This window comes from Aeromonas sp. S15(2024) (genome assembly GCF_041402265.1).
GTDB lineage: Bacteria > Pseudomonadota > Gammaproteobacteria > Enterobacterales > Aeromonadaceae > Aeromonas > Aeromonas dhakensis.
This window is the reverse complement of record NZ_JBGLQY010000015.1, coordinates 93,712-111,760: the sequence shown is the minus strand read 5'-3', so window position 1 is coordinate 111,760 and position 18,049 is coordinate 93,712. Positions and strand designations below refer to the sequence as shown.

Annotated in this window: 16 protein-coding genes; 6 read left to right on the top strand and 10 right to left on the bottom strand. The window is 63.8% G+C overall.

Annotated features, from left to right (window positions below):
• Nucleotides 1–448 precede the first annotated feature (448 nt).
• The 3 genes from erpA to clcA all read right to left on the bottom strand — a co-directional run bounded on the left by erpA (nt 449) and on the right by clcA (nt 3,065).
• A complete protein-coding gene (erpA, locus tag ACB033_RS21295) occupies nt 449–799 on the bottom strand; it encodes an iron-sulfur cluster insertion protein ErpA (protein WP_005304404.1) in 351 nt (116 codons plus the stop codon).
• 90 nt (nt 800–889) lie between these two features.
• A complete protein-coding gene (locus ACB033_RS21290) occupies nt 890–1,585 on the bottom strand; it encodes a DUF6776 family protein (RefSeq protein ID WP_139726519.1) in 696 nt (231 codons plus the stop codon).
• 85 nt (nt 1,586–1,670) lie between these two features.
• Nucleotides 1,671–3,065: a H(+)/Cl(-) exchange transporter ClcA gene (gene clcA / locus ACB033_RS21285; protein ID WP_139726518.1), complete on the bottom strand. Its 1,395-nt coding sequence runs from the start codon at nt 3,063–3,065 to the stop codon at nt 1,671–1,673.
• Nucleotides 3,066–3,288: 223 nt separating this feature from the next.
• On the opposite strand from clcA, the gene hemL reads away from it, so the two are divergent.
• On the top strand, nt 3,289–4,575 hold the full coding sequence (gene hemL, locus ACB033_RS21280) for a glutamate-1-semialdehyde 2,1-aminomutase (RefSeq protein WP_017766319.1): 1,287 nt from the start codon (nt 3,289–3,291) through the stop codon (nt 4,573–4,575).
• 200 nt (nt 4,576–4,775) lie between these two features.
• On the top strand, nt 4,776–5,591 hold the full coding sequence (locus tag ACB033_RS21275; RefSeq protein WP_139726517.1) for a hypothetical protein: 816 nt from the start codon (nt 4,776–4,778) through the stop codon (nt 5,589–5,591).
• Nucleotides 5,592–5,651: 60 nt separating this feature from the next.
• On the opposite strand, the gene ACB033_RS21270 is transcribed toward ACB033_RS21275, so the two are convergent.
• The gene (locus ACB033_RS21270; RefSeq protein ID WP_017766317.1) at nt 5,652–6,554 is read right to left on the bottom strand and encodes a sulfite exporter TauE/SafE family protein; all 903 of its coding nucleotides are present in this window, start codon (nt 6,552–6,554) and stop codon (nt 5,652–5,654) included.
• A gap of 256 nt (nt 6,555–6,810) precedes the next feature.
• Nucleotides 6,811–7,533, bottom strand: coding sequence for a phosphatase PAP2 family protein (locus tag ACB033_RS21265; protein WP_371140731.1), 723 nt, complete (start codon nt 7,531–7,533; stop codon nt 6,811–6,813).
• Between the two features lie 211 nt (nt 7,534–7,744).
• Between ACB033_RS21265 and ACB033_RS21260 the strand changes: the two genes are divergently transcribed.
• Nucleotides 7,745–8,272, top strand: a complete 528-nt coding sequence (locus ACB033_RS21260) for a DUF2937 family protein (protein ID WP_162519994.1) — start codon at nt 7,745–7,747, stop codon at nt 8,270–8,272.
• Nucleotides 8,273–8,337: 65 nt separating this feature from the next.
• Here ACB033_RS21260 and ACB033_RS21255 read toward each other — a convergent pair whose 3' ends face one another.
• The gene (locus ACB033_RS21255) at nt 8,338–9,918 is read right to left on the bottom strand and encodes a response regulator (RefSeq protein ID WP_010636269.1); all 1,581 of its coding nucleotides are present in this window, start codon (nt 9,916–9,918) and stop codon (nt 8,338–8,340) included.
• Between the two features lie 111 nt (nt 9,919–10,029).
• Nucleotides 10,030–10,911 carry a LysR family transcriptional regulator gene (locus ACB033_RS21250; RefSeq protein WP_025201199.1) on the bottom strand — a complete coding sequence of 294 codons (882 nt, stop codon included), beginning with the start codon at nt 10,909–10,911 and terminating at the stop codon, nt 10,030–10,032.
• A 156-nt stretch (nt 10,912–11,067) separates the two neighbouring features.
• Between ACB033_RS21250 and ACB033_RS21245 the strand changes: the two genes are divergently transcribed.
• On the top strand, nt 11,068–11,466 hold the full coding sequence (locus ACB033_RS21245) for an SMR family transporter (RefSeq protein WP_139726514.1): 399 nt from the start codon (nt 11,068–11,070) through the stop codon (nt 11,464–11,466).
• Nucleotides 11,454–11,774 (top strand): SMR family transporter, encoded by a 321-nt coding sequence (locus tag ACB033_RS21240; protein WP_017766311.1) that lies wholly within the window; start codon nt 11,454–11,456, stop codon nt 11,772–11,774. The genes ACB033_RS21245 and ACB033_RS21240 overlap by 13 nt, the downstream gene beginning before the upstream one ends.
• A gap of 92 nt (nt 11,775–11,866) precedes the next feature.
• On the opposite strand, the gene ACB033_RS21235 is transcribed toward ACB033_RS21240, so the two are convergent.
• The 3 genes from ACB033_RS21235 to hrpB all read right to left on the bottom strand — a co-directional run bounded on the left by ACB033_RS21235 (nt 11,867) and on the right by hrpB (nt 17,344).
• Nucleotides 11,867–12,262: a VOC family protein gene (locus ACB033_RS21235; protein WP_139726513.1), complete on the bottom strand. Its 396-nt coding sequence runs from the start codon at nt 12,260–12,262 to the stop codon at nt 11,867–11,869.
• 42 nt (nt 12,263–12,304) lie between these two features.
• Complete coding sequence (mrcB, locus tag ACB033_RS21230; RefSeq protein ID WP_139726512.1) at nt 12,305–14,626, bottom strand: penicillin-binding protein 1B; 2,322 nt, start codon at nt 14,624–14,626, stop codon at nt 12,305–12,307.
• 270 nt (nt 14,627–14,896) lie between these two features.
• Entirely contained in the window at nt 14,897–17,344 is a 2,448-nt protein-coding gene (hrpB, locus tag ACB033_RS21225; protein WP_371140730.1) for an ATP-dependent helicase HrpB, read from the bottom strand.
• 155 nt (nt 17,345–17,499) lie between these two features.
• Here hrpB and thpR point away from each other — a divergent pair, with 155 nt between their 5' ends.
• Complete coding sequence (thpR, locus tag ACB033_RS21220) at nt 17,500–18,027, top strand: RNA 2',3'-cyclic phosphodiesterase (protein WP_139433153.1); 528 nt, start codon at nt 17,500–17,502, stop codon at nt 18,025–18,027.
• Nucleotides 18,028–18,049 lie beyond the last annotated feature (22 nt).

Genomic DNA, 18,049 nt, shown 5'->3' with positions numbered 1-18,049 from the left:
AACTGCTGCAACTTAAAAGTTGCTTTGGTCACTTCATCAGACATTGAAAATCAAAAATTGTTTTTGATGCTCGATGCTGTGAGTGCCCACACAGATTGCTTGATTCAAATTATTAAAGAGCAGGGTCTGAAACTATAACCCTCACCAGCTTGCTTTGCAAGACCGACCAGACGCGCACTGTGCCGTGCTGATGGAGGCGCATTATAGGGATATGATTCTCGCTGACAAGCGAAAACTCCGTGTTTTTTTGAAAAAGACGTTCAAGTGTTTAACTAACCACCAATCAGGATAAAAAGCAATCCAGCAATAACCCAAAAGAGGCCCACTCCGGCTATTTAGCGTTACCGCCTGGTATGGCCATCCCACTACAGACATGCTAAGACGGCACTGATGCAGAAACGAAAAGGGCCCCTAGGGGCCCTTCGATATCACGGGGTATCTCTATATCTCAGATAGAGAAGCTGGAACCACAGCCACAGGTGGTAGTGGCATTGGGGTTGGTCACGGTGAAGCGGGAACCTTCCAGACCTTCGGTGTAATCCACACTGCCGCCAACCAGATACTGCAGGCTCATGGGATCGATCACCATGGTGACCCCGCTCTTCTCGACCACGGTATCCCCTTCGTTGATCTTCTCATCGAAGGTGAAACCATACTGGAAACCGGAGCAGCCACCGCCCGTGATGTACACCCGCAGCTTGAGCTCGGGATTTTCTTCTTCGGTGATCAGGGTCTTCACCTTGTTGGCTGCCGCATCCGTCATCTGGATGGGCAACGGGGCTTCTGCTACTGCACTCATTACTGACCTCACAACCGTTAAATCCACAAACATGGAAACCGCGAAATTATCCAATACCCGACCATTCAGTTCAAGTATTCACCAAGCTTCTTACTGTGCGGCCGGCACAGGTGCCGGTGGAGCGACCACCAGCGGCTTGATCACCTCGCCCCATTCGGCCAGCAGCTCCTGGGCCGGTTGCCGACCATCCTTGCTGATGGTGATCCGTACCCGGTCCGGTACAAAGCCTTCCGGCAACTGCCAGTTGCCTTCCAGCAGCTGGAAGTAACGCAGTGCATAGCGCCCCTCTCCTACTTTCATTCCCAGCTCACGGCTGCCGAGGGTTCTGGGCTTGTCACCCTGGCTTCCTTCCACCTTTATCTGGACCTGACCGCGGAACAGCTCGCGCTTCTTGGCGGGCTGGGTCAGTGCCAGCCGATAGTGATAACGGCCAGGGATACTGGTCTCCTGCAGGGTGAGGTTGTCGATCACCACCCCCACCTGCTCGCCAGTGGGACGCATGATCCGCTCGAAGAAAGCCAGCTGGCGCTTCTGCTCCTGCACCTGGGCTTCCTGATCCTTGAGCGCCTGTTGCAACTGCTCGAATGCTGCCTTCTGGGTAGCCAGCAGGGTCTCCTTGATACCGAGCTCGCCCTTGAGCTGGCCAATGGCCTTGGCCTGGCGCTCCAGCGTCTCCTGCTGAACCGTCAACAGACTGCTCTGAGCCAGCTCCTGGCGATTACCGACGAAATAACCGATGAGCACCCCCATCATCAGCACTGCCAACCACTTCATTATCTGGGACATAAGGCCTCTTTTGTTACTGCGCATACTGCGGCCACGCTCCCTTCACTATACGCGACACAGCAGATTCAGGCCGGCAGACAAAGAGTTAACCGGCACTGGCGCCGCCTTCTCCCCGCTTTTGACGCGCCGCGAGCCGTAAAGTTCGCTCCAGGATCTGGGAATAGATGGGGCGGCCTCCCAACCACTGGGCCACCAGGGTCGCACCCACCGTGGTGATCATCATGGGCAGGATCAGTTGATAGTTGTCGGTCATCTCGGTCACCAGCACTATGCCGGTGATGGGCGCACGCACGGTGGCGGCAAACAGCGCTCCCATACCGGCGATGGCAAAAGCGCCTGGCTCAATGCCAAGTTCGGGAAAGGCCGAGTGGAACAGGTGACCAAACACCACCCCGAACAGGGTGCCCAGGGCCAGGGTCGGCGCAAACACCCCGCCCGGCGCACCGGAGCAGAAACAGACCAGAGTGGCCACCAACCGGATGGAGAAGATGAGGAACAGGGTGGCCATTGCATACTCCCCGCCCATCAGGTGAGGGATAAGCTCGGTGCCGCCACCGGTCACCGCCGGGGCGAACAGCGACAGCACGCCGAAGGTGCCTGCCACCAGCATGCCGATGGCCACGAAGCGATGGCGCTTGTTTTGATGCAGTGCCAGATAACCATCCTGGCAGGCCAGCACCAGCTTGTTGAAGACGAACCCCAGCACGCCGAAAGCGGCCCCCATGAAGAGGAACAACCAGAGCGCCTTGAGGGCAGGCGCATCGTAGTGAGGCAAGCTGATCACCGCCCCCTGCCCCTTCATGTTCTGCAGCATCAGGGTCGCCATGATGGCAGAGATGCCCACCGCCTTGATGGCCAGAAAAGAGTAGCGAAACTGCGGTCGCATCTCCTCCATCACGAACAGGATCCCCGCCAGCGGCGCATTGAAGGCGGCGGCCAGACCACCGGCCGCACCGGCCGCCAGCAGGGCGTGGCCATGCTCCTTGGGCAGCCGGAAGATATCCGCCACCATCTTGCCGAGGTTGCCGCCGATCTGCACCGAGGGCCCCTCCCGCCCCAGCACCATGCCGGAGCTCAGGGTACAGATGCCACCGAAGAACTTGACCGGCAACACCCGCCACCAGCGCACCGGCCGCAACTCGTCCATGGCGCCCTCGATCTCGGGAATGCCGGAGCCCCCCGCCTCCGGCGCAAAGGTGTGGGTCAGGAAATAGCCGATCATCCCCAGCAGGGCGCTGAAACCGAAGCCGAGCAGACCGAGCTGCCACCAGGGGCGATCGGCCAGCAGATCAATGCGCTGCTGCGCCAGCCAGTGGACGCCGGACTCGAACAGTCCACAGACCAGCCCGGCCAGGGTTCCGACCAGTGCCGCCAACAGCAGCACCAGTAGAGGCATCTTGTCTTGATGAATGATCCGCCGCAGGACGGGGCCACGGGGAGGCGAGAGCGGTTCGGCAGAGGAGAAAGCTTGTTGCGACATGAAAAAACCACATTCGTTTGCTGACGGAGGTGACGACATCCAGCCTGCTGCCCGGCTGCCCAGCACCGGGCCTTTCTGCTATAGTCGGCCCGTTTCATTTAACACGGGGCAGTCCTTGGCCAGGGAGTCAAGAGCGCAAGCATACTCCAGCTCCCCCCGACTGCCGAGCCGCAATCGGCCACCTGCACCTGTGTGACGACCAAAATCCCATTAAGGATGATCCATGTCAAAATCAGATCAGCTGTTTGAACAGGCCCGCCAGACCATTCCGGGCGGCGTCAACTCACCGGTCCGCGCCTTCAATGGGGTCGGCGGCACACCCCGCTTCATCGATCACGCCGATGGCGCCTACCTCTATGACGTGGACGGCCAGGCCTACGTGGATTACATCGGTTCCTGGGGCCCCATGCTGCTGGGTCACAACCACCCGGCCATCAAGGCCGCCGTCATCAAGGCCGTCGAGAAAGGGCTGAGCTACGGCGCCCCCACCGAGATCGAAGTACTGATGGCCGAAAAGGTACGCCAGATCGTCCCCTCCATGGAGCAGGTGCGGATGGTCAACTCCGGCACCGAGGCGACCATGAGCGCCATTCGCCTGGCCCGCGGCTACACCGGCCGCGACAAGATCGTCAAATTCGAAGGCTGCTACCACGGCCACGCCGACTCCCTGCTGGTCAAGGCCGGCTCCGGCGCCCTGACCCTGGGTCAACCCAACAGCCCGGGCGTGCCGGCCGACTTTGCCAAGCACACCCTCACCTGCGTGTTCAACGATCTGGACTCGGTGCGCGAGGCCTTCAGCCAGTACGGCAGCGAGATCGCCTGCATCATCGTCGAGCCGGTGGCCGGCAACATGAACTGCATCCCGCCTGTGCCCGGTTTCCTGGAAGGGCTGCGCGCCATCTGTGACGAATTCGGCGCCCTGCTGATCCTGGATGAGGTGATGACGGGTTTTCGCGTCTCCCTGCGTGGCGCCCAGGGCCACTACAACATCGACCCGGATCTCACTACCCTCGGCAAGATCATCGGTGCCGGCATGCCGGTCGGCGCCTTCGGCGGCAAGAAGAAGGTGATGCAGCATATCGCCCCGACCGGCCCGGTCTATCAGGCCGGCACTCTCTCCGGCAACCCGGTGGCCATGGCCGCCGGCCTCACCATGCTGGATCTGCTGCTGGAGCCGGGCCTCTATGAACAGCTGAGCGCCAAGACCGCCCGGGTCGCCGAAGGGCTGAAAGCCGCCGCCGCCAAACACGGCATCCCGCTCGCCATCAACTACGTGGGCGGCATGTTCGGCTTCTTCTTCACCGAAGAGCCAGAGATCACCCGTTACGAGCAGGTGACCCGCTGCGACATGGAGCGCTTCAAGCGCTTCTACCATCTGATGCTGGAAGAGGGCGTCTATCTGGCGCCGAGCGCCTACGAGGCGGGTTTCCTGTCGCTGGCCCACGGCGACAAGGAGATCGAACACACCTTGGCCGCCGCCGAGCGCAGCTTCGCCAAGCTGGCCGGCTAAGCCGTCGCCATCTGTCGCACAAGGGCCCTTCACGGGCCCTTTTTCATCCTCCCCTCGCCATGCCCGCTGCCGGTGCAATCTGCCCGTCGGCAACCGTGATTTGTCACCAAACGGTGCAACCCCCACCACAGTCGTTGTCATAAAGCAGGCCCACAATTTGCAGCCGTCAGCAAGACCCACCCTTTGTGAGCGAGGTAGGTATGGCGGAAATGAGCCCCATCGATGTGCTGCGACGCTATCAGGAGTACGAAGCCGAACTGGCCCCCCTGCTGCTGGGGCTGCTCACGGCGCCACCCGATTCACTCAAGGATTACCCCTTTATCCTGCATCAGGCCCTCAGCCGGGAACCGCTCGGGATCCTACCGCCAGTGCCTGCGCCGCAAGCCCGTTTGCATCTGATAGTGAGAGGTCATGGCCGTGAACTGACCCTCTGCCTGAACCAGCTTATCGCCTGGCTGATGGGGGACAGGGAGCGGCGCCGGGCCATGCCCTGGTTCAAGGGGGTTTATGTGGTGCTGAGTCTGGCGCTGTTTCTGATCGTCGCGACGCTCATCTGGCACGGGCTGGAGCAGCTCTATCTGCTGCTGTGCGGAGCGCAGCAGAACCGGCTGGGGGCCTTCAGCGCCATCATCTTTCTGACCCTGGCGCTGGCGGTATTCGATCTGGGCAAGACCATTCTGGAAGAGGAGGTGCTGCTGCATAAAGACATCTTTCGCCACAGCGCCATTCGCCGCACCATTACCCGTTTCATCGCCGCCATTCTGATCGCGGTCTCCATCGAGGGGCTGTTGCTGCTGTTCAAGGGCTCTCTCGGCCAGGTCGAGCTGCTCTGGCCGGCGGTGGGGGTGATGGGGTGCGCCGTGGGACTGCTGCTGGCGCTCGGGCTCTATGTGTTTCTGGGGGCAAGGGCCGAGGCGGCGCTGGTGCAGGCCAGCCTGCGACCTCCGCCAGCCGGGGTTGTGGCGCCCGTCGCGCCGCCCGCCAAGAAGCGGGCATGGTCCAGGAGGTATAGATAACGCTAAAGGCCTGCAATCACATCAATACTCCACGGCCAGCACCGGCACGCGCCGTACTGGCTAACCAGTGACGCCTGCCAGCCGGGGTTGTGGCGCCCGCCGCGCCGCCCGCCAGGAAGCGTACATGGTCCAGGAGGTATAGATGACGATGAAGGCCACCAGCCATTTGAGCATCGCCATGTCCATGGATTTGACCAGCATGGCCGCCAGCACCACGCCGACCGGACCGAAGATGGCCACCGCCAGCACAGCCTTGGCGTCGAAGGCCCCCTTGCGGATGAAGGTGCCCGCCGAGAAGACGCTGAGCACGGCAGTGGAGCCCATCATGATGGGGAAGGCCGCCAGCGGGTTCATGCCGAGCAGATAGACCAGGGTCATGCAGGGGGCGAACAGGCCTATGCCCACGTTCATCAGCACACCGAAGAGGAAGTTGCCGGCGAGCGCGATCCCGAGCTTGTAACCGGTCAGCCCCATGGCATCGCCACCAAGGGGGAAGAGCCCCAGCAGGCCGGCGAAGATGAGGCCAGCCACCACCAGCAGGGAGACCGCCATCACCAGCCGGATGGTCTGGCGATCGAACGAGGCGACGTGGCGCGCCCCCCAGGCCGCGCCGGCAGCGGCGGCCACCATCATGCCGATGAGGGTGAGCGGATCTACCTGCACGGCGCCGATGAAGATCAGCGACTGGGTGACCGTCGGCAACACGCACTGGCCGTTGAGGGTGCCCGGCAGCAGCCGATCGTCGATCAGCTTGAACTGCTTGTAGCAGGCGGTCTTCACCGCGAAGCTGCCGACCCCCAGGGTATCGAGAAAATTGGCGACAAAACCGATGGCCGCCACCGGCCAGAAGGGGGTCGACTCCAGCGCACCCTGCTGCCGCTTGTGCCACCAGGCCCGTACCAGCATGAAGATGAACGCCAGCGCACAGATGATGAATATCAGGCGCAAAAGATTAATTAACATACAGAGTTCTCCAGCAACGGGCGGCGATTCTAAGGCAGCAAAAATAAAAAATCTTGGCCCTGATCAAGCATTCATCCCTTGCAAACGATTCCTTGGAGAAACTCTTGTTAGGCACGCCCGAACGAATCTGCTAATACTTCTCTATGAGGGCCAGCAGGCCTGGGGCCGCCGGTGGTAGTCATGGTCATTTCGCGACGACCACAGTCACCGGCGGGAAGTAGACAAAAAGAAGGCCGGTATGCACCGACCTTCTTTTTTATTGCTGACTCGCCGATGTTTTGCCCGCCAGCCACTGCCAGCCCGGCAGGCGTGGCAGCCGCTGGGCGATCCAGCCGATCAGCGCATCCGACAGACCGGTCGACAGCAACAGCGGCAGACAGAGCAGGGTCAAGGAGAGGGCGCCGACATAGACATCCGTCAGCCAGTGGGCACCGGAGAGGATGCGGGGCGCCGAGAACAGCGGCACCATCAGCAGCGCCGTCACCCCGGCCCAGCGTGGCAGATAGCGCAGGGCAAAACCGGCGAAGATCATCAGGAACAGGGCGTGATCGCCGGGGAAGCTGTCGCTGGACGAATCCTTGGTCGGGATCCCGCTGAGCTGGGTGACCCGCAGTACATCCGCCACCATCAGGGTCGGACTGGGCCGGCTGACCGGCAGCAGATGACCAAACTGGTTGATCACCAGGGCCCCCAGCAACATGACACACCCCATGGCCACCAACCGGCGACGCCCCTGCTCGTCCGCACGCCAGAAGCAGCGGGAGAGGATAAGCCCCATGCAGGAGAGCACCGCCAGATCGAACAACCGGTTGTTGGTCACCGCCACCAGATCGGCCCACCATTGGGCCTGACCCAGCCAGCCATTGACCAGATGGAAGACGACGAGATCCCACTGATCCCAAGGACCGTGCGCGGGCAGAGCGGCCCAGCTGACGGCGATGAGACCACCCAACAGATAACAGGGTATAAATTTGCGCATACGGACTCTCCTCCCCGAAAAATGGGGCCGTATTTTAGAACATAAGAAGCGTGACGTGAATCACACAAATGAGGGAGGAAGCAAAGTTCATGGGGAAAACAGAGCGGCAACACAGGTTCCGTTTAAGCCCTTCATGGAATGCTCCGATCCTGATGGCGGACTTGGCCGTCCCTGACCTTGCGGCTAGTATGGAGCTCTTCCCTTTCGCGAGATGAACAGCAATATGCGCAGCTACCTCAGGATGATGCTGTTTGCCTTTGGCCTGCTGGCCGGCGTGCAGATCCCGGGTCTGATCGACCTCTACTACCAGCGGCTGGATGCCCGGCTGCAACAGGCCAGCCTCAGCCTTGCCCCCTTTCAGGAGACGGCAGACCAGCACTTCGACGGCGATCTGACGGCCCTGGTCAACCACTACCGCACCAACCCGGATCCGGTCTTCGCCAAGGATGCGGCCAGCCTGCAACTGCTGGTCAGCCAGCGTCAGACCCTGCAGCAGGAGAGCGTCTACAAGGACGCCCCCTGGTACCGGCAGCTCGCCCACCTGCTGCTGCGTGCCGAGCCCCAGCTCTGGCAGGATACCCTGCAAAACTACAGCTACGTGGTACCGCTCAAGCAGGCCGCCATCGTCTGCGGCATGGCGGCGGGCTTGCTCGCGGCCCTTGTCGGCGATCTGCTGCTCGGCCTTCTGCTGCTGCCGTTTCGCCAGCGCCAGCCCAGGGTACGCTACGGCCAGCGCTGATCCCTCAGCCAGTCCCCGCCAACAACAAGGGGGCCCGTGGCCCCCTTGTTGTCTCTTGCTCACCCCTACAGCTCGTAGGGCAAGCGCGATTCGCTGACCAGCCGGTTGAGCGCCTTCACCACCTCGGGATCGAACTGACTGCCTGAGCGCGACATGATGTACTCCATGGTCTGGGCCAGCGACCAGGGCTCCTTGTAGGGGCGTTTGCTGAGCAGGGCGTCGAACACGTCGACCACCGCCACGATGCGGGCCGACAGCGGGATCTGCTCGCCGGCCAGCTGCTCCGGGTAACCCTTGCCATCGAAGTGCTCATGGTGGCCACGGGCGATCTCGGCCCCCAGCGACAGATAACTGGTCCCCTCCACCATCTCCCCCGCCTTGTGCAATATACTGGCGCCGATGTCCGCATGCTGCTCCATGATGGCCCGCTCGTCCGGCTCGAACCGCCCCGGCTTGTGCAGGATGTGGTCCGGCGTGCCCACCTTGCCCACGTCATGCAGTATGCTGGCCATGCCGATCATGTCGACGAAGCCGGGGGTCAGCTCGTCGGGATAGGCTCCCGCCTGTTGCAGCTCGGCCACGATGGCATCGGAGAGCTTCTGCACCCGCAGCACGTGATCGCCGGTATCCGAATCGCGAAACTCCGCCAGCGCCGCCAGCGCCACCACGGTGGCCTCCTGGGCGCGCAGCAGCTGGTTGTAGAGATAGAGGTTGTCATACGCCGCCGAGATCCGCTGACAGAACACGTCCAGCAGATCGCACTCGAGCGGGTCGAGCGGCTGGGTGGGGGTGAAGTTGAGCACGAACTCGCGCCCGTTCTGGGCCGCGATGTAGAGCGCATCCTGGGGATGCTCGAAGCGGTTGCAGCGATTGGCCAGCGCACTCATCACAGAGTCATGCAGGGCCGGGAAGGCAGTGAGCGGCACGTCGCTCAGCAGGGATTCATAGTCGCCGGTAGCGGCCAGGATCTCCAGCTCCTGCGAGCCGGGTCGGCGCTCTGCGCAGATGGCACCTTCGGTGCCCACGTCGAGAATGGCGCTGATCTGCTTGAGCACCCCAGAGGCAAACTCCCTGAGCGAATGCAGGTGATAAAGATCCCCCGCCCCCTCCAGTATCTTGCCGAGCCCCTGCCGGCTCTTGTCGATGGCGCAGAGGGTCTCGTAGGAGCGCAGGGAGGCGATGACGGTAGTGTAGAGCTTCTGCACCGTCAGCTCGGTCTTGGTCTTGTAGTCGTTGATGTCGTAATCGAGGATCACCCGCTGCTCGGGGGCTTGCCCGGGCTGGCCGGTGCGCAGCACGATGCGGACCAAGCCGTTCTTCATCTCGTTGCGGATCTGGTGCACCAGCCGCAGGCCGGCGTCCTCGGTCTCCATTACCACGTCGAGCAGGATCAGGGCGATGCGCGGGTTGGCTTGCAGCATGCGGGCAGCCTCGGCACCGCTGTAGGCGTTGAGCAGGGCTAGCGGGCGGGATTTGTACTGAATGTTGGAGAGTGCCAGCCGGGTGGCATGATGAATGTCCGGTTCGTCATCGACGATCAGCACCTGCCAGGGGTTGGCCATCCTGGTCACCACGGCTTCATCGTCATCCAGCTCGATGATGTCGTCATCCAGCCAGATCTCGTCCTTGTCTTGGGCACTGCTCATATCGTTCACGCCTCCAGGCGCTGCATGAGGGTACAGACAGTATGTACCATCAGGCCACGATGGATCACAAGCCCCGCGCGATCCGCCTGCCACCATCCATGAACAGATGACTCACTCGAAGGGTTCGAGATAGGCCTGGATCGCCTTGCGCAGCCAGGCCAGCACCCTGCCGTGATAGGCATTTTCCGACAGATAGACGCCGTAGTCCCGCCACTGCAGGCTGAACTTGTGCTTGAGGGTGAGCAGGGAGCCTTGGCGCAGCTGACTCTGGATCAGCGGCGACGGCAGTACGGCCCAGCCGAGGCCGTCGATCACCGCATCGCGCATCAGCTCGAAACTCGACAGCCCGATGTGGTGGCCGCCGATGGGCAGTAGGCTCTTGACCGAGAATTCATCCACGTAGGAGAGGGTGACCTGGGTATGGCCGGTCAGATCCTGCTGCAATACCCGCTTCAGGCTGGCCAGCGGGTGGCTCGGCGCCACCACCATCAGGGTGCGGATCGGGTTGAGCACCTCGATATTGAGGCCGCTGCGCTCCTGCTCCTCGGTGATGAGGCCAAAAGCGGCGTCGACAAACCCCTCCTCCACCAGCGCGGGCAGCTCGGGCGGCGAGGCCAGCACCAGCGAGATGCTGGTGCCGGGAAACCGGTGGCGCAGCTGGCCCAGCATCTCCCGCCACACCGCCTCTGGAATGGCATCGTCCCGCGCCACCCGCAGCGCCACCTCGGCGCCGGAGGCGTAGTGCTCGCACTTGAGCTTGAGACTGTTGGCCGCCTGCAGCAGCCGCTTGCAGTCGTCCAGCACCTGCTCGCCAATCTCGGTCAACCGACTCTGGTTGGCCCCTCGTTCAAAAAGTTCGACGCCAAGCTCCACCTCCAGTGCCGCTATCGCCGTACTGACAGCGCTGCGACTCTTGCCAAGCCGGCGCGCCGTGTTGGCGATGGAGCCGCTACTGGCTGATTCCACAAAGAGTTGTATCTGGTAGAGCTTCATGATCCGGGTCGAGAGCTGGGTATCCGATATTCACCTTACCTCGCCCGCTTCTGCCAAGGCAAACCGTCAGCGTCTGAATTATCGACGCTCAGCGATTCCAGCCTCCCGCCGGGCTGCGACTATCATGGCCCCGTCGCAGCAACAAAAGGACATTTTATGTTATTCAATCGCATGCTCCTGGCCCGCATCTTCCTGACGGGCGCCATCCTGACCGAGGTCGCCGGCACCTCCAGCATGGCCATGATCCCGGAGAACGAAGCCGGCTGGCTCAACTACCTGCCCATGTGGCTGCTCATCTCCTTCTCCTACATGTTGTTGGCCAAAGCCGCCAAAACAATCTCCATTGGCATTGCCTTCGCGCTCTGGGAGGGGCTGGGGATCGCGCTGATCACCGTCGTCTCCGTGCTGTTCCTCGACTACCAGCTGAATGCTCAGGAGTTGATCGGACTGGCGCTGGCCATAGTGGGGATTGTTCTGGTGACGATGGGCGAGCGCCACGATGAACCTGCCGCTCGCACACCCCGTGCCAACGAGGAGGTCGTATGCACCCGCTGATGATAGTGCTGGGCGCGGCCTTGCTGGATATCGGCGCCAACATGGCGATCAACCGTTCAGTCGGTTTTCGTCACAAAGGGTGGGGATTCCTCGGCATCCTGCTGGTGCTGTGTGCCTTCACCCTGCTGTCGGAAGCGGTCAGCACCGGCCAGATCGATCTGGCCGTGGCCTACGCCACCTGGGGTGCCATCGGCATCCTGGGCACCGCCCTCGGCGGCCTGCTGCTGTTTGGCGAGCGGCTCAAGCCCATCGGCTGGGTCGGCATGCTGGTGATGGCCGTCGCGGTCACCCTGCTCACCACCGCCTGATCCCGAGATTGCATCCATGAAAAGCAGCCGCCCGGCACACCGGGCGGCTGCTTGTTTTTGGGCATGGCTTCATGACGGCGAGCGCCCCGGCACTAGGCTTCGTAAAGCTCCAGCGGCAAGCCGTCGGGGTCGGCGAAGAAGGTAAAGCGGCGGCCGGTCAGCTCGTCCACCCGCACCGGCTCCACCTCGACGCCATGGCCCTGTAGATGGGCGATGACCCGCTCGAGATCCGAGATCCGAAAGGCCAGGTGACGCAAGCCGCACGCCTCCGGCCGGGAAGGGCGCGGGGGCGGCGCCGGGAAGCTGAACAGCTCCAGCTGGCTGCCGTCCGGCAGCGCCAGATCCAGCTTCCACGACTGGCGCTCCTCGCGCAGCGTCTCGGCGATGATGGGCAACCCCAGCACCTGGTGGTAGAAGTGGCGCGAGCGCACATAGTCGCTGGCGATGATGGCCACGTGGTGGATGGCATCGAACAGGGGAAGGCTCATGAGCACTCCTGGCAGACGGGCAGCCAGGGCTGCCCGCCTCCGTCAGTTGAAGAAACCGTTGAACCAGTTGTCCAGCGCATTGACCGGGCTGGACACCGGAGTGGCACAGCTCGTGGGTTCGGCCAGCCCGGCCAGCTTGGCCGGCACCTGCAGACTGCCGGGGCAGTCGCTGGCAACCCGGGCGCCGCTGGTGCGAGAGAAACTGGCCCAACTCACCCCCTGCGGCATGTTCATGGCCAGGCTGTTGACCCCGCGCTGGCTCATGTAGCCACTGAACAGCTGCAGGGCACCGCTGGCACCGGTCAGGCCGGCCGGGGTGTTGTCGTCGCGACCGACCCAGATGCTGACCAGCTCGTTATTGTCGAGCCCGGTAAACCAGGAGTCGCGCAGCTCGTTGGTGGTGCCCGTCTTGGCCGCCATGGTGGCACCGGGGAACTTGGCACCGAGCGCCCGCGCCGTGCCCTGGCTCACCGTCTTGGTCATGGCGAACAGGGTCAGCCAGCTGGCCTGCTCGTCGGTCACCCGCTTGGCCGCTTCATCATGCTGATAGAGCTTGCTGCCGTCGCTGTTGACCACGGCCCGGATCGCCGACAGCGGCTGGGTCAGCCCCTGGTTGGCGATGGGCAGGTACATCTGGTTCACCTCCATCGGCGAGAGGGCCACCGCCCCCAGCACCAGGGACGGATAGGGCTGGATCTCCTGCTCCACCCCCAGCTTGTGCAGGGTGTCCACCACCTTGTCCAGCCCCACCTGCAGCCCCAAGTTGACGGTCGGCACGTTGAGGGAGCTGGCCAGTGCATCCATCAGCGGCACGCTCTGGCGGAACTTGCGGTCGTAGTTTTGCGGGGTCCAGATCTGGCCATCCTTGCCGCGAATGCGGATCGGCTGATCCTTGAGCGGCGTGCCCAGGGTCAGGCCGTTGGAGAGGCCGGTCAGGTAGACCGCCGGCTTGACCAGGGAACCTATCTGGCGGCGGGCATCCAGCGCCCGGTTGAAGCCGGCGTAGCGTGGATCCCGCCCCCCCACCATGGCCACTACCTCGCCCTTGTGCCAGTCGGAGACCACCATGGCCGCCTCCAGCTTCTTCTTGCCACGTTGCTTCTCGATGGTGGCCAGACCCGACTCCACCGCCTGCTCGGCGGCGTGCTGGGCGATGGGATCCAGACTGGTGAAGATCTTGAGGCCGGACTGTTTGAGCAGATCCGGGCCGAAGCGGCTCTGGATCTCCCGCTTGAGCAGCCCCATGAAGGCCGGGGTGCGGCCATAACTCATCTGGCCGCGGGTAATGATGCCGAGCGGCTGCTTGCTGGCCAGTTCATACTCGGCCGGCTGCAAACTGCCGTGATCCATCAGCAGCTTGAGCACCAGATCACGGCGCGCCTTGGCCCGCTCCGGGAAGCGCCAGGGATCGTAATAGGAGGGGCCCTTCACCATACCCACCAGCAGGGCCACCTGATCGATGTCCAGCTCGTTGACCGGAATGCCGAAGTAGAAGTAGGAGGCGAGCCCGAAGCCATAGACCCCCTGGGAGAAGTTCTGCCCCAGATAGACCTCGTTGAGGTAGGCCTCCAGGATCTCGTCCTTGCTGTAGCGATAGTCGATGAGCACCGCCATGTAGGCTTCCTGGGCCTTGCGCCACAGGCTGCGTTCCCGGGTCAGGAAGAAGTTCTTGGCCAGCTGCTGGGTCAGGGTACTGCCGCCCTGCACGGTGCGCCCCGCCAGCAGGTTGGCCGCCATGGCGCGCATGATGGCCACCGGCGAGACGCCGCCGTGCTGGTAGAAGTCCCGATCCTCGGTGGTGAGCAAGGTCACCAGCAGGCTGTCCGGCACCTCGGCGAGGCGCACCAGCAGGCGATCCTCCCGATCCTCGGTGTTGAGGCGATCGAGCAGCACAGGGTCCATCTGGGCGTAACCGAGCTGACGCTGGTTCTCCAGCGACTGGATCCCCTCCAGCCGCGCGCCGTTGAAGGTGAGGCGCAGGCCGCGGGCGCCATCGGCCCCGTCATGGAAGGCAAACGGCCGGCGAACAAGCTCGATGCGATTGCCGCTCACCGCATACTCGCCCGGGGAGTGGGGCTGGCGCACCTGCTTGTAGCTCAGCATGTTGAGCTCGCGCAGCATCTGGGTCTGGGAGAGGCGCTGGCTGGGATAGAGCTCCAGCGGCCGGCTGTAGACCATCACTGGCAACTGCCACTTCTCGCCGTCGAAGCGTTCACGCACCTTGGTATCCAGGTAGATGCCAAACACCACCATGAAGGCCGCTCCCACCAGGGAGAGCTTGAAGCCCAGCCAGAACAGCGTGCGCCAGATGGTGCGTTTGGGCGCCGCCTTCTTGGGAGTGCGCTTGCGTCGTTGCGTTGCCATAAATCCTCTTTGCTTCTCTTTCTACTTATGTTGTCGCATTCGCGAACGTCCGATCGGGCCTGACCAATCGAACCGGGATCCTGAGTTTCATTTCGCCAGACATTCGCCAGACCAATGGCTGAACCCGCATTCCCAACCCTTCTCCCATCTCGTTGAAAAAGGCAGAGGAAAAGGGCGCAAACACCCAGCTCGATCGGTTCCCTCTCTCTGGGAGAGCGTCAGGGTGAGGGGCGTCTGCTGGCGCTGGGCTTCGCCATGCCCGGCAGCAATCTACAACCCCATCTTATTCTTGGTGACTCTGGTCGGCATCGCTTCCAGCGGGTTGTCCGGCCAGTAGTGGCGGGGGTAGCGTCCCTTCATCTCTTTTTTCACCAGCTCATAGGAGCCGGCCCAGAAAGCGGCCAGATCGGCGGTGATCTGCAGCGGCCGCTGAGCCGGAGAGAGCAGCTCCACCACCAGCGCCACCCGGCCATCGGCCACGCACGGGGTCGTGGCCTGGCCGAACATCTCCTGGATGCGTACCGGGATCACCGGTGCCTGACCCGGCTGATAGCGGATCCGCACCCTGCTGCCGGTCGGCGCGGTGAAGTGGCCTGGCAACGCCTCGTCCAGCCGCTTGGGCAATGGCCAGGGCAGAGACTGGCGCAGGATGTCGCTCATATCGAGTTTTTTCAACTGCTCCAGCCGGGTCATGCCGCTCACCGCCGGCAGCAGCCACTGCTCGAGGTCGGCCAGCAGGCTCGCCTCGCCCATGGCTGGCCACCCTTCGTCGGGCAGCCAGTCACGGGCGCAGCGCAAGCGGGCCAGCAGCCCCTCGCTGGTGTCATCCCAAGGCAGCACATGCAGCCCCTTGCGGCGGATCCCCTGCAGCAGGCAGCGCCCCTTCTGTTCATCGGAGAGATCTGTCAGCGGCCGTTGGCTCAGCACCAGCTCGCCGATCACCTGCTGGCGTTCGGCCCGCACCCGCTCCTCGCGCTCGTCCCAGTCGAACCACTGGCGCTCGCCGACCAGCTCGGGCAGCTGGCGCACCAGCTCATCCAGCTCCACCGGCTCGGCGATGAAGATGCGGCTGCCGCGCTCGTTCTGGCCCATCTCGATGGCAATGAGTGCCCCCTGCCCCTGACAGGGGTGACCTTCTACCAGATCGCAGCTCACCCCGCCACTGAGCTGATAGCGGCTGCCGCTGCGCAGCTTGCCGATGCGATCGGGCCAAGCGAGGGCACACAACAGCCCCAGCCATTGCCCCTGGGCACTGGCGGGGCGAGTGCCGAGCCGCTCGAACCAGCGGGCCGCACTCTGGCGCAGGGCCCCCTGACGGCGGTGGAACAGCACAGAGAGGCGCTCCGATCCTCGCAGATCTTCTTCCAGCAGCGCCACCAGGAAAGCCGCATCGGCGACAATCCCTGTCAGACCCTCGGCCTCCAGCGCGCGGGCACGCAGCAGCATGCGGGCAAGCCGGGGGTGGGTACCGAAGGCTGCCATGGCGCGGCCGGCCGGGGTAAGTTGTTGCTCACCCTCCGGCTTCATGGCGCCGAGGCACACCAGCAGTCGCTGGGCGCTGGCGACGGCGGCGGCCGGCGGCATGTCCAGCAGCGGCAGATCTTCGACCTTGGCGCCCCACTGGGCAGCGTCCAGCAGCAGGCCGGTCAGCTCCTGGGTGAGGATGTCGGGCGGGCTCTGCTCGGCGAGGCGCTCCTGCACCTCGCTGCTCCAGAGCCGGTAGCAGACGCCGGGGCCGAGACGACCGGCACGACCCGCCCGCTGGGTGGCGGAGGCTTTGGCGATGGGGCGGGTCTCCAGCCGGGTGACGCCACTCTTGAGGTCGAAGGAGGCGCGCCGCTCCAGCCCGCTGTCGACCACCACCGAGATCCCCTCGATGGTGAGGGAGGTCTCCGCCACATTGGTGGTGAGCACCAGCTTACGGCGCCCAGCAGGCGCCGGCTCGATGGCCGCCTGCTGGGCCGCCATGTCGAGGCGGCCGTAGAGGGGGGCGAGGGTCACCTCGTCCGGCAGCCGCCCTTCCAGCCACTGTGCCAGCCGCTCGATCTCCCCCTGGCCCGGCAGAAACACCAGCAGGCTGCCGGCATGGGCGGCCAGCGCCTCCAGCACCACGGCGCCAACCTGAGGCTCCAGCCACTGCTGGCGATTGGCGGGGCGATAGTGGTAGTCGATGGGAAAGCCGCGCCCCTCGGAGCGCACCACCGGGGCCTCCGGCAGCAGCGCCTCGAGCGCCATGCCATCCAGGGTGGCGGACATCACCAAGAGCTTGAGATCATCGCGCAACCCTTGCTGGCTCTCGATGGCGAAGGCCAGCGCGGTATCGGCGTGCAGGCTGCGCTCGTGGAACTCATCGAAGATGACCAGGGACACGCCGGTGAGTTCAGGATCCTGCTGCAGCATCCGGGTCAGCACCCCCTCGGTGACGATCTCGAGCCGGGTCTGGCTGCTGGTGCGGCTCTCGCCGCGTACCCGCAGGCCAATGCGCTCACCCACCCTCTCCCCGAGCTGGCGCGCCAGAAAGCCCGCTATGTTGCGCGCCGCCAGGCGTCTGGGTTCCAGCATGATGATGCGACCGGGCAGCCGGTTCTGGCGCACCAGCTCCAGCGGCAGCAGGGTCGATTTGCCCGCGCCGGGGGGGGCCTGCAGGATCACGCTGGCGTGGTTGTCGATGGCGGCAAAGAGTGCGGGCAGCACCGACACTATGGGGAGAGAAGACAAAGGGATCAGCACCTTCTTGTTGCAAGCCGTAAAACGGCGCCTATTCTGCCACAGCCTGCCCGGCCACCGTGAGTGGATGTCGGCCGGCGAGACAGGAGCGGACGGCTGCCATAGAATGGGCCACCCGTCCGCATCAAAGAGGCACCCTCACCCGAATGGCCAAACTCTTCTTTGCCCTGCCCGCCGAGGCGCTGGCCGCCGATATCGTCGCCTGGCGCGATCAACTGCCCTGGCCGGGCCAGCCGGTCCCCGCCGCCAACCTCCACCTGACACTGGCCTTCCTCGGCGAAGCGGATCAGATCACCACCACGCAGCTGATGGCCGCCGTCGAGCGCCAGCACTGTCCGCCGCTCACCATAACGCTCAATGAAACCGGCTGGTTCGGCCGCGCCAAGGCCGCCTGGATTGGCCCTAAAGAGTGGCCCAACGAGCTGACCGTGCTGGCCAGGGCGCTGCGCCGCCACGGCGAAAAACTGGGGCTTGGCAACGGCGAGCAGGGCTATCGCCCCCACGTCACCCTGTCGCGCAAGGCGAGCGAGCCGCCGGCGCTGCTGCCCGCCCCCGACTTTGTGCTGCGGGCCGACCGCTTCTGCCTCTATCAATCCCTCTCGACCCCGGACGGGGTGCGCTACCAGCCCCTCGCCTGCTGGCCGCTGCGGGCCAGAGAGAAGATGGCATCCTGACCGGCTGCCATGCCCAGACTCA

What these genes read in the sequence shown, in the direction of transcription:
- erpA (WP_005304404.1), bottom strand. Translation starts at nt 799, where the DNA reads ATGAGTGCAGTAGCAGAAGCCCCGTTGCCCATCCAGATGACGGATGCG.
- ACB033_RS21290 (WP_139726519.1), bottom strand. Translation starts at nt 1,585, where the DNA reads ATGTCCCAGATAATGAAGTGGTTGGCAGTGCTGATGATGGGGGTGCTC.
- clcA (WP_139726518.1), bottom strand. Translation starts at nt 3,065, where the DNA reads ATGTCGCAACAAGCTTTCTCCTCTGCCGAACCGCTCTCGCCTCCCCGT.
- hemL (WP_017766319.1), top strand. Translation starts at nt 3,289, where the DNA reads ATGTCAAAATCAGATCAGCTGTTTGAACAGGCCCGCCAGACCATTCCG.
- ACB033_RS21275 (WP_139726517.1), top strand. Translation starts at nt 4,776, where the DNA reads ATGGCGGAAATGAGCCCCATCGATGTGCTGCGACGCTATCAGGAGTAC.
- ACB033_RS21270 (WP_017766317.1), bottom strand. Translation starts at nt 6,554, where the DNA reads ATGTTAATTAATCTTTTGCGCCTGATATTCATCATCTGTGCGCTGGCG.
- ACB033_RS21265 (WP_371140731.1), bottom strand. Translation starts at nt 7,533, where the DNA reads ATGCGCAAATTTATACCCTGTTATCTGTTGGGTGGTCTCATCGCCGTC.
- ACB033_RS21260 (WP_162519994.1), top strand. Translation starts at nt 7,745, where the DNA reads ATGAACAGCAATATGCGCAGCTACCTCAGGATGATGCTGTTTGCCTTT.
- ACB033_RS21255 (WP_010636269.1), bottom strand. Translation starts at nt 9,918, where the DNA reads ATGAGCAGTGCCCAAGACAAGGACGAGATCTGGCTGGATGACGACATC.
- ACB033_RS21250 (WP_025201199.1), bottom strand. Translation starts at nt 10,911, where the DNA reads ATGAAGCTCTACCAGATACAACTCTTTGTGGAATCAGCCAGTAGCGGC.
- ACB033_RS21245 (WP_139726514.1), top strand. Translation starts at nt 11,068, where the DNA reads ATGTTATTCAATCGCATGCTCCTGGCCCGCATCTTCCTGACGGGCGCC.
- ACB033_RS21240 (WP_017766311.1), top strand. Translation starts at nt 11,454, where the DNA reads ATGCACCCGCTGATGATAGTGCTGGGCGCGGCCTTGCTGGATATCGGC.
- ACB033_RS21235 (WP_139726513.1), bottom strand. Translation starts at nt 12,262, where the DNA reads ATGAGCCTTCCCCTGTTCGATGCCATCCACCACGTGGCCATCATCGCC.
- mrcB (WP_139726512.1), bottom strand. Translation starts at nt 14,626, where the DNA reads ATGGCAACGCAACGACGCAAGCGCACTCCCAAGAAGGCGGCGCCCAAA.
- thpR (WP_139433153.1), top strand. Translation starts at nt 17,500, where the DNA reads ATGGCCAAACTCTTCTTTGCCCTGCCCGCCGAGGCGCTGGCCGCCGAT.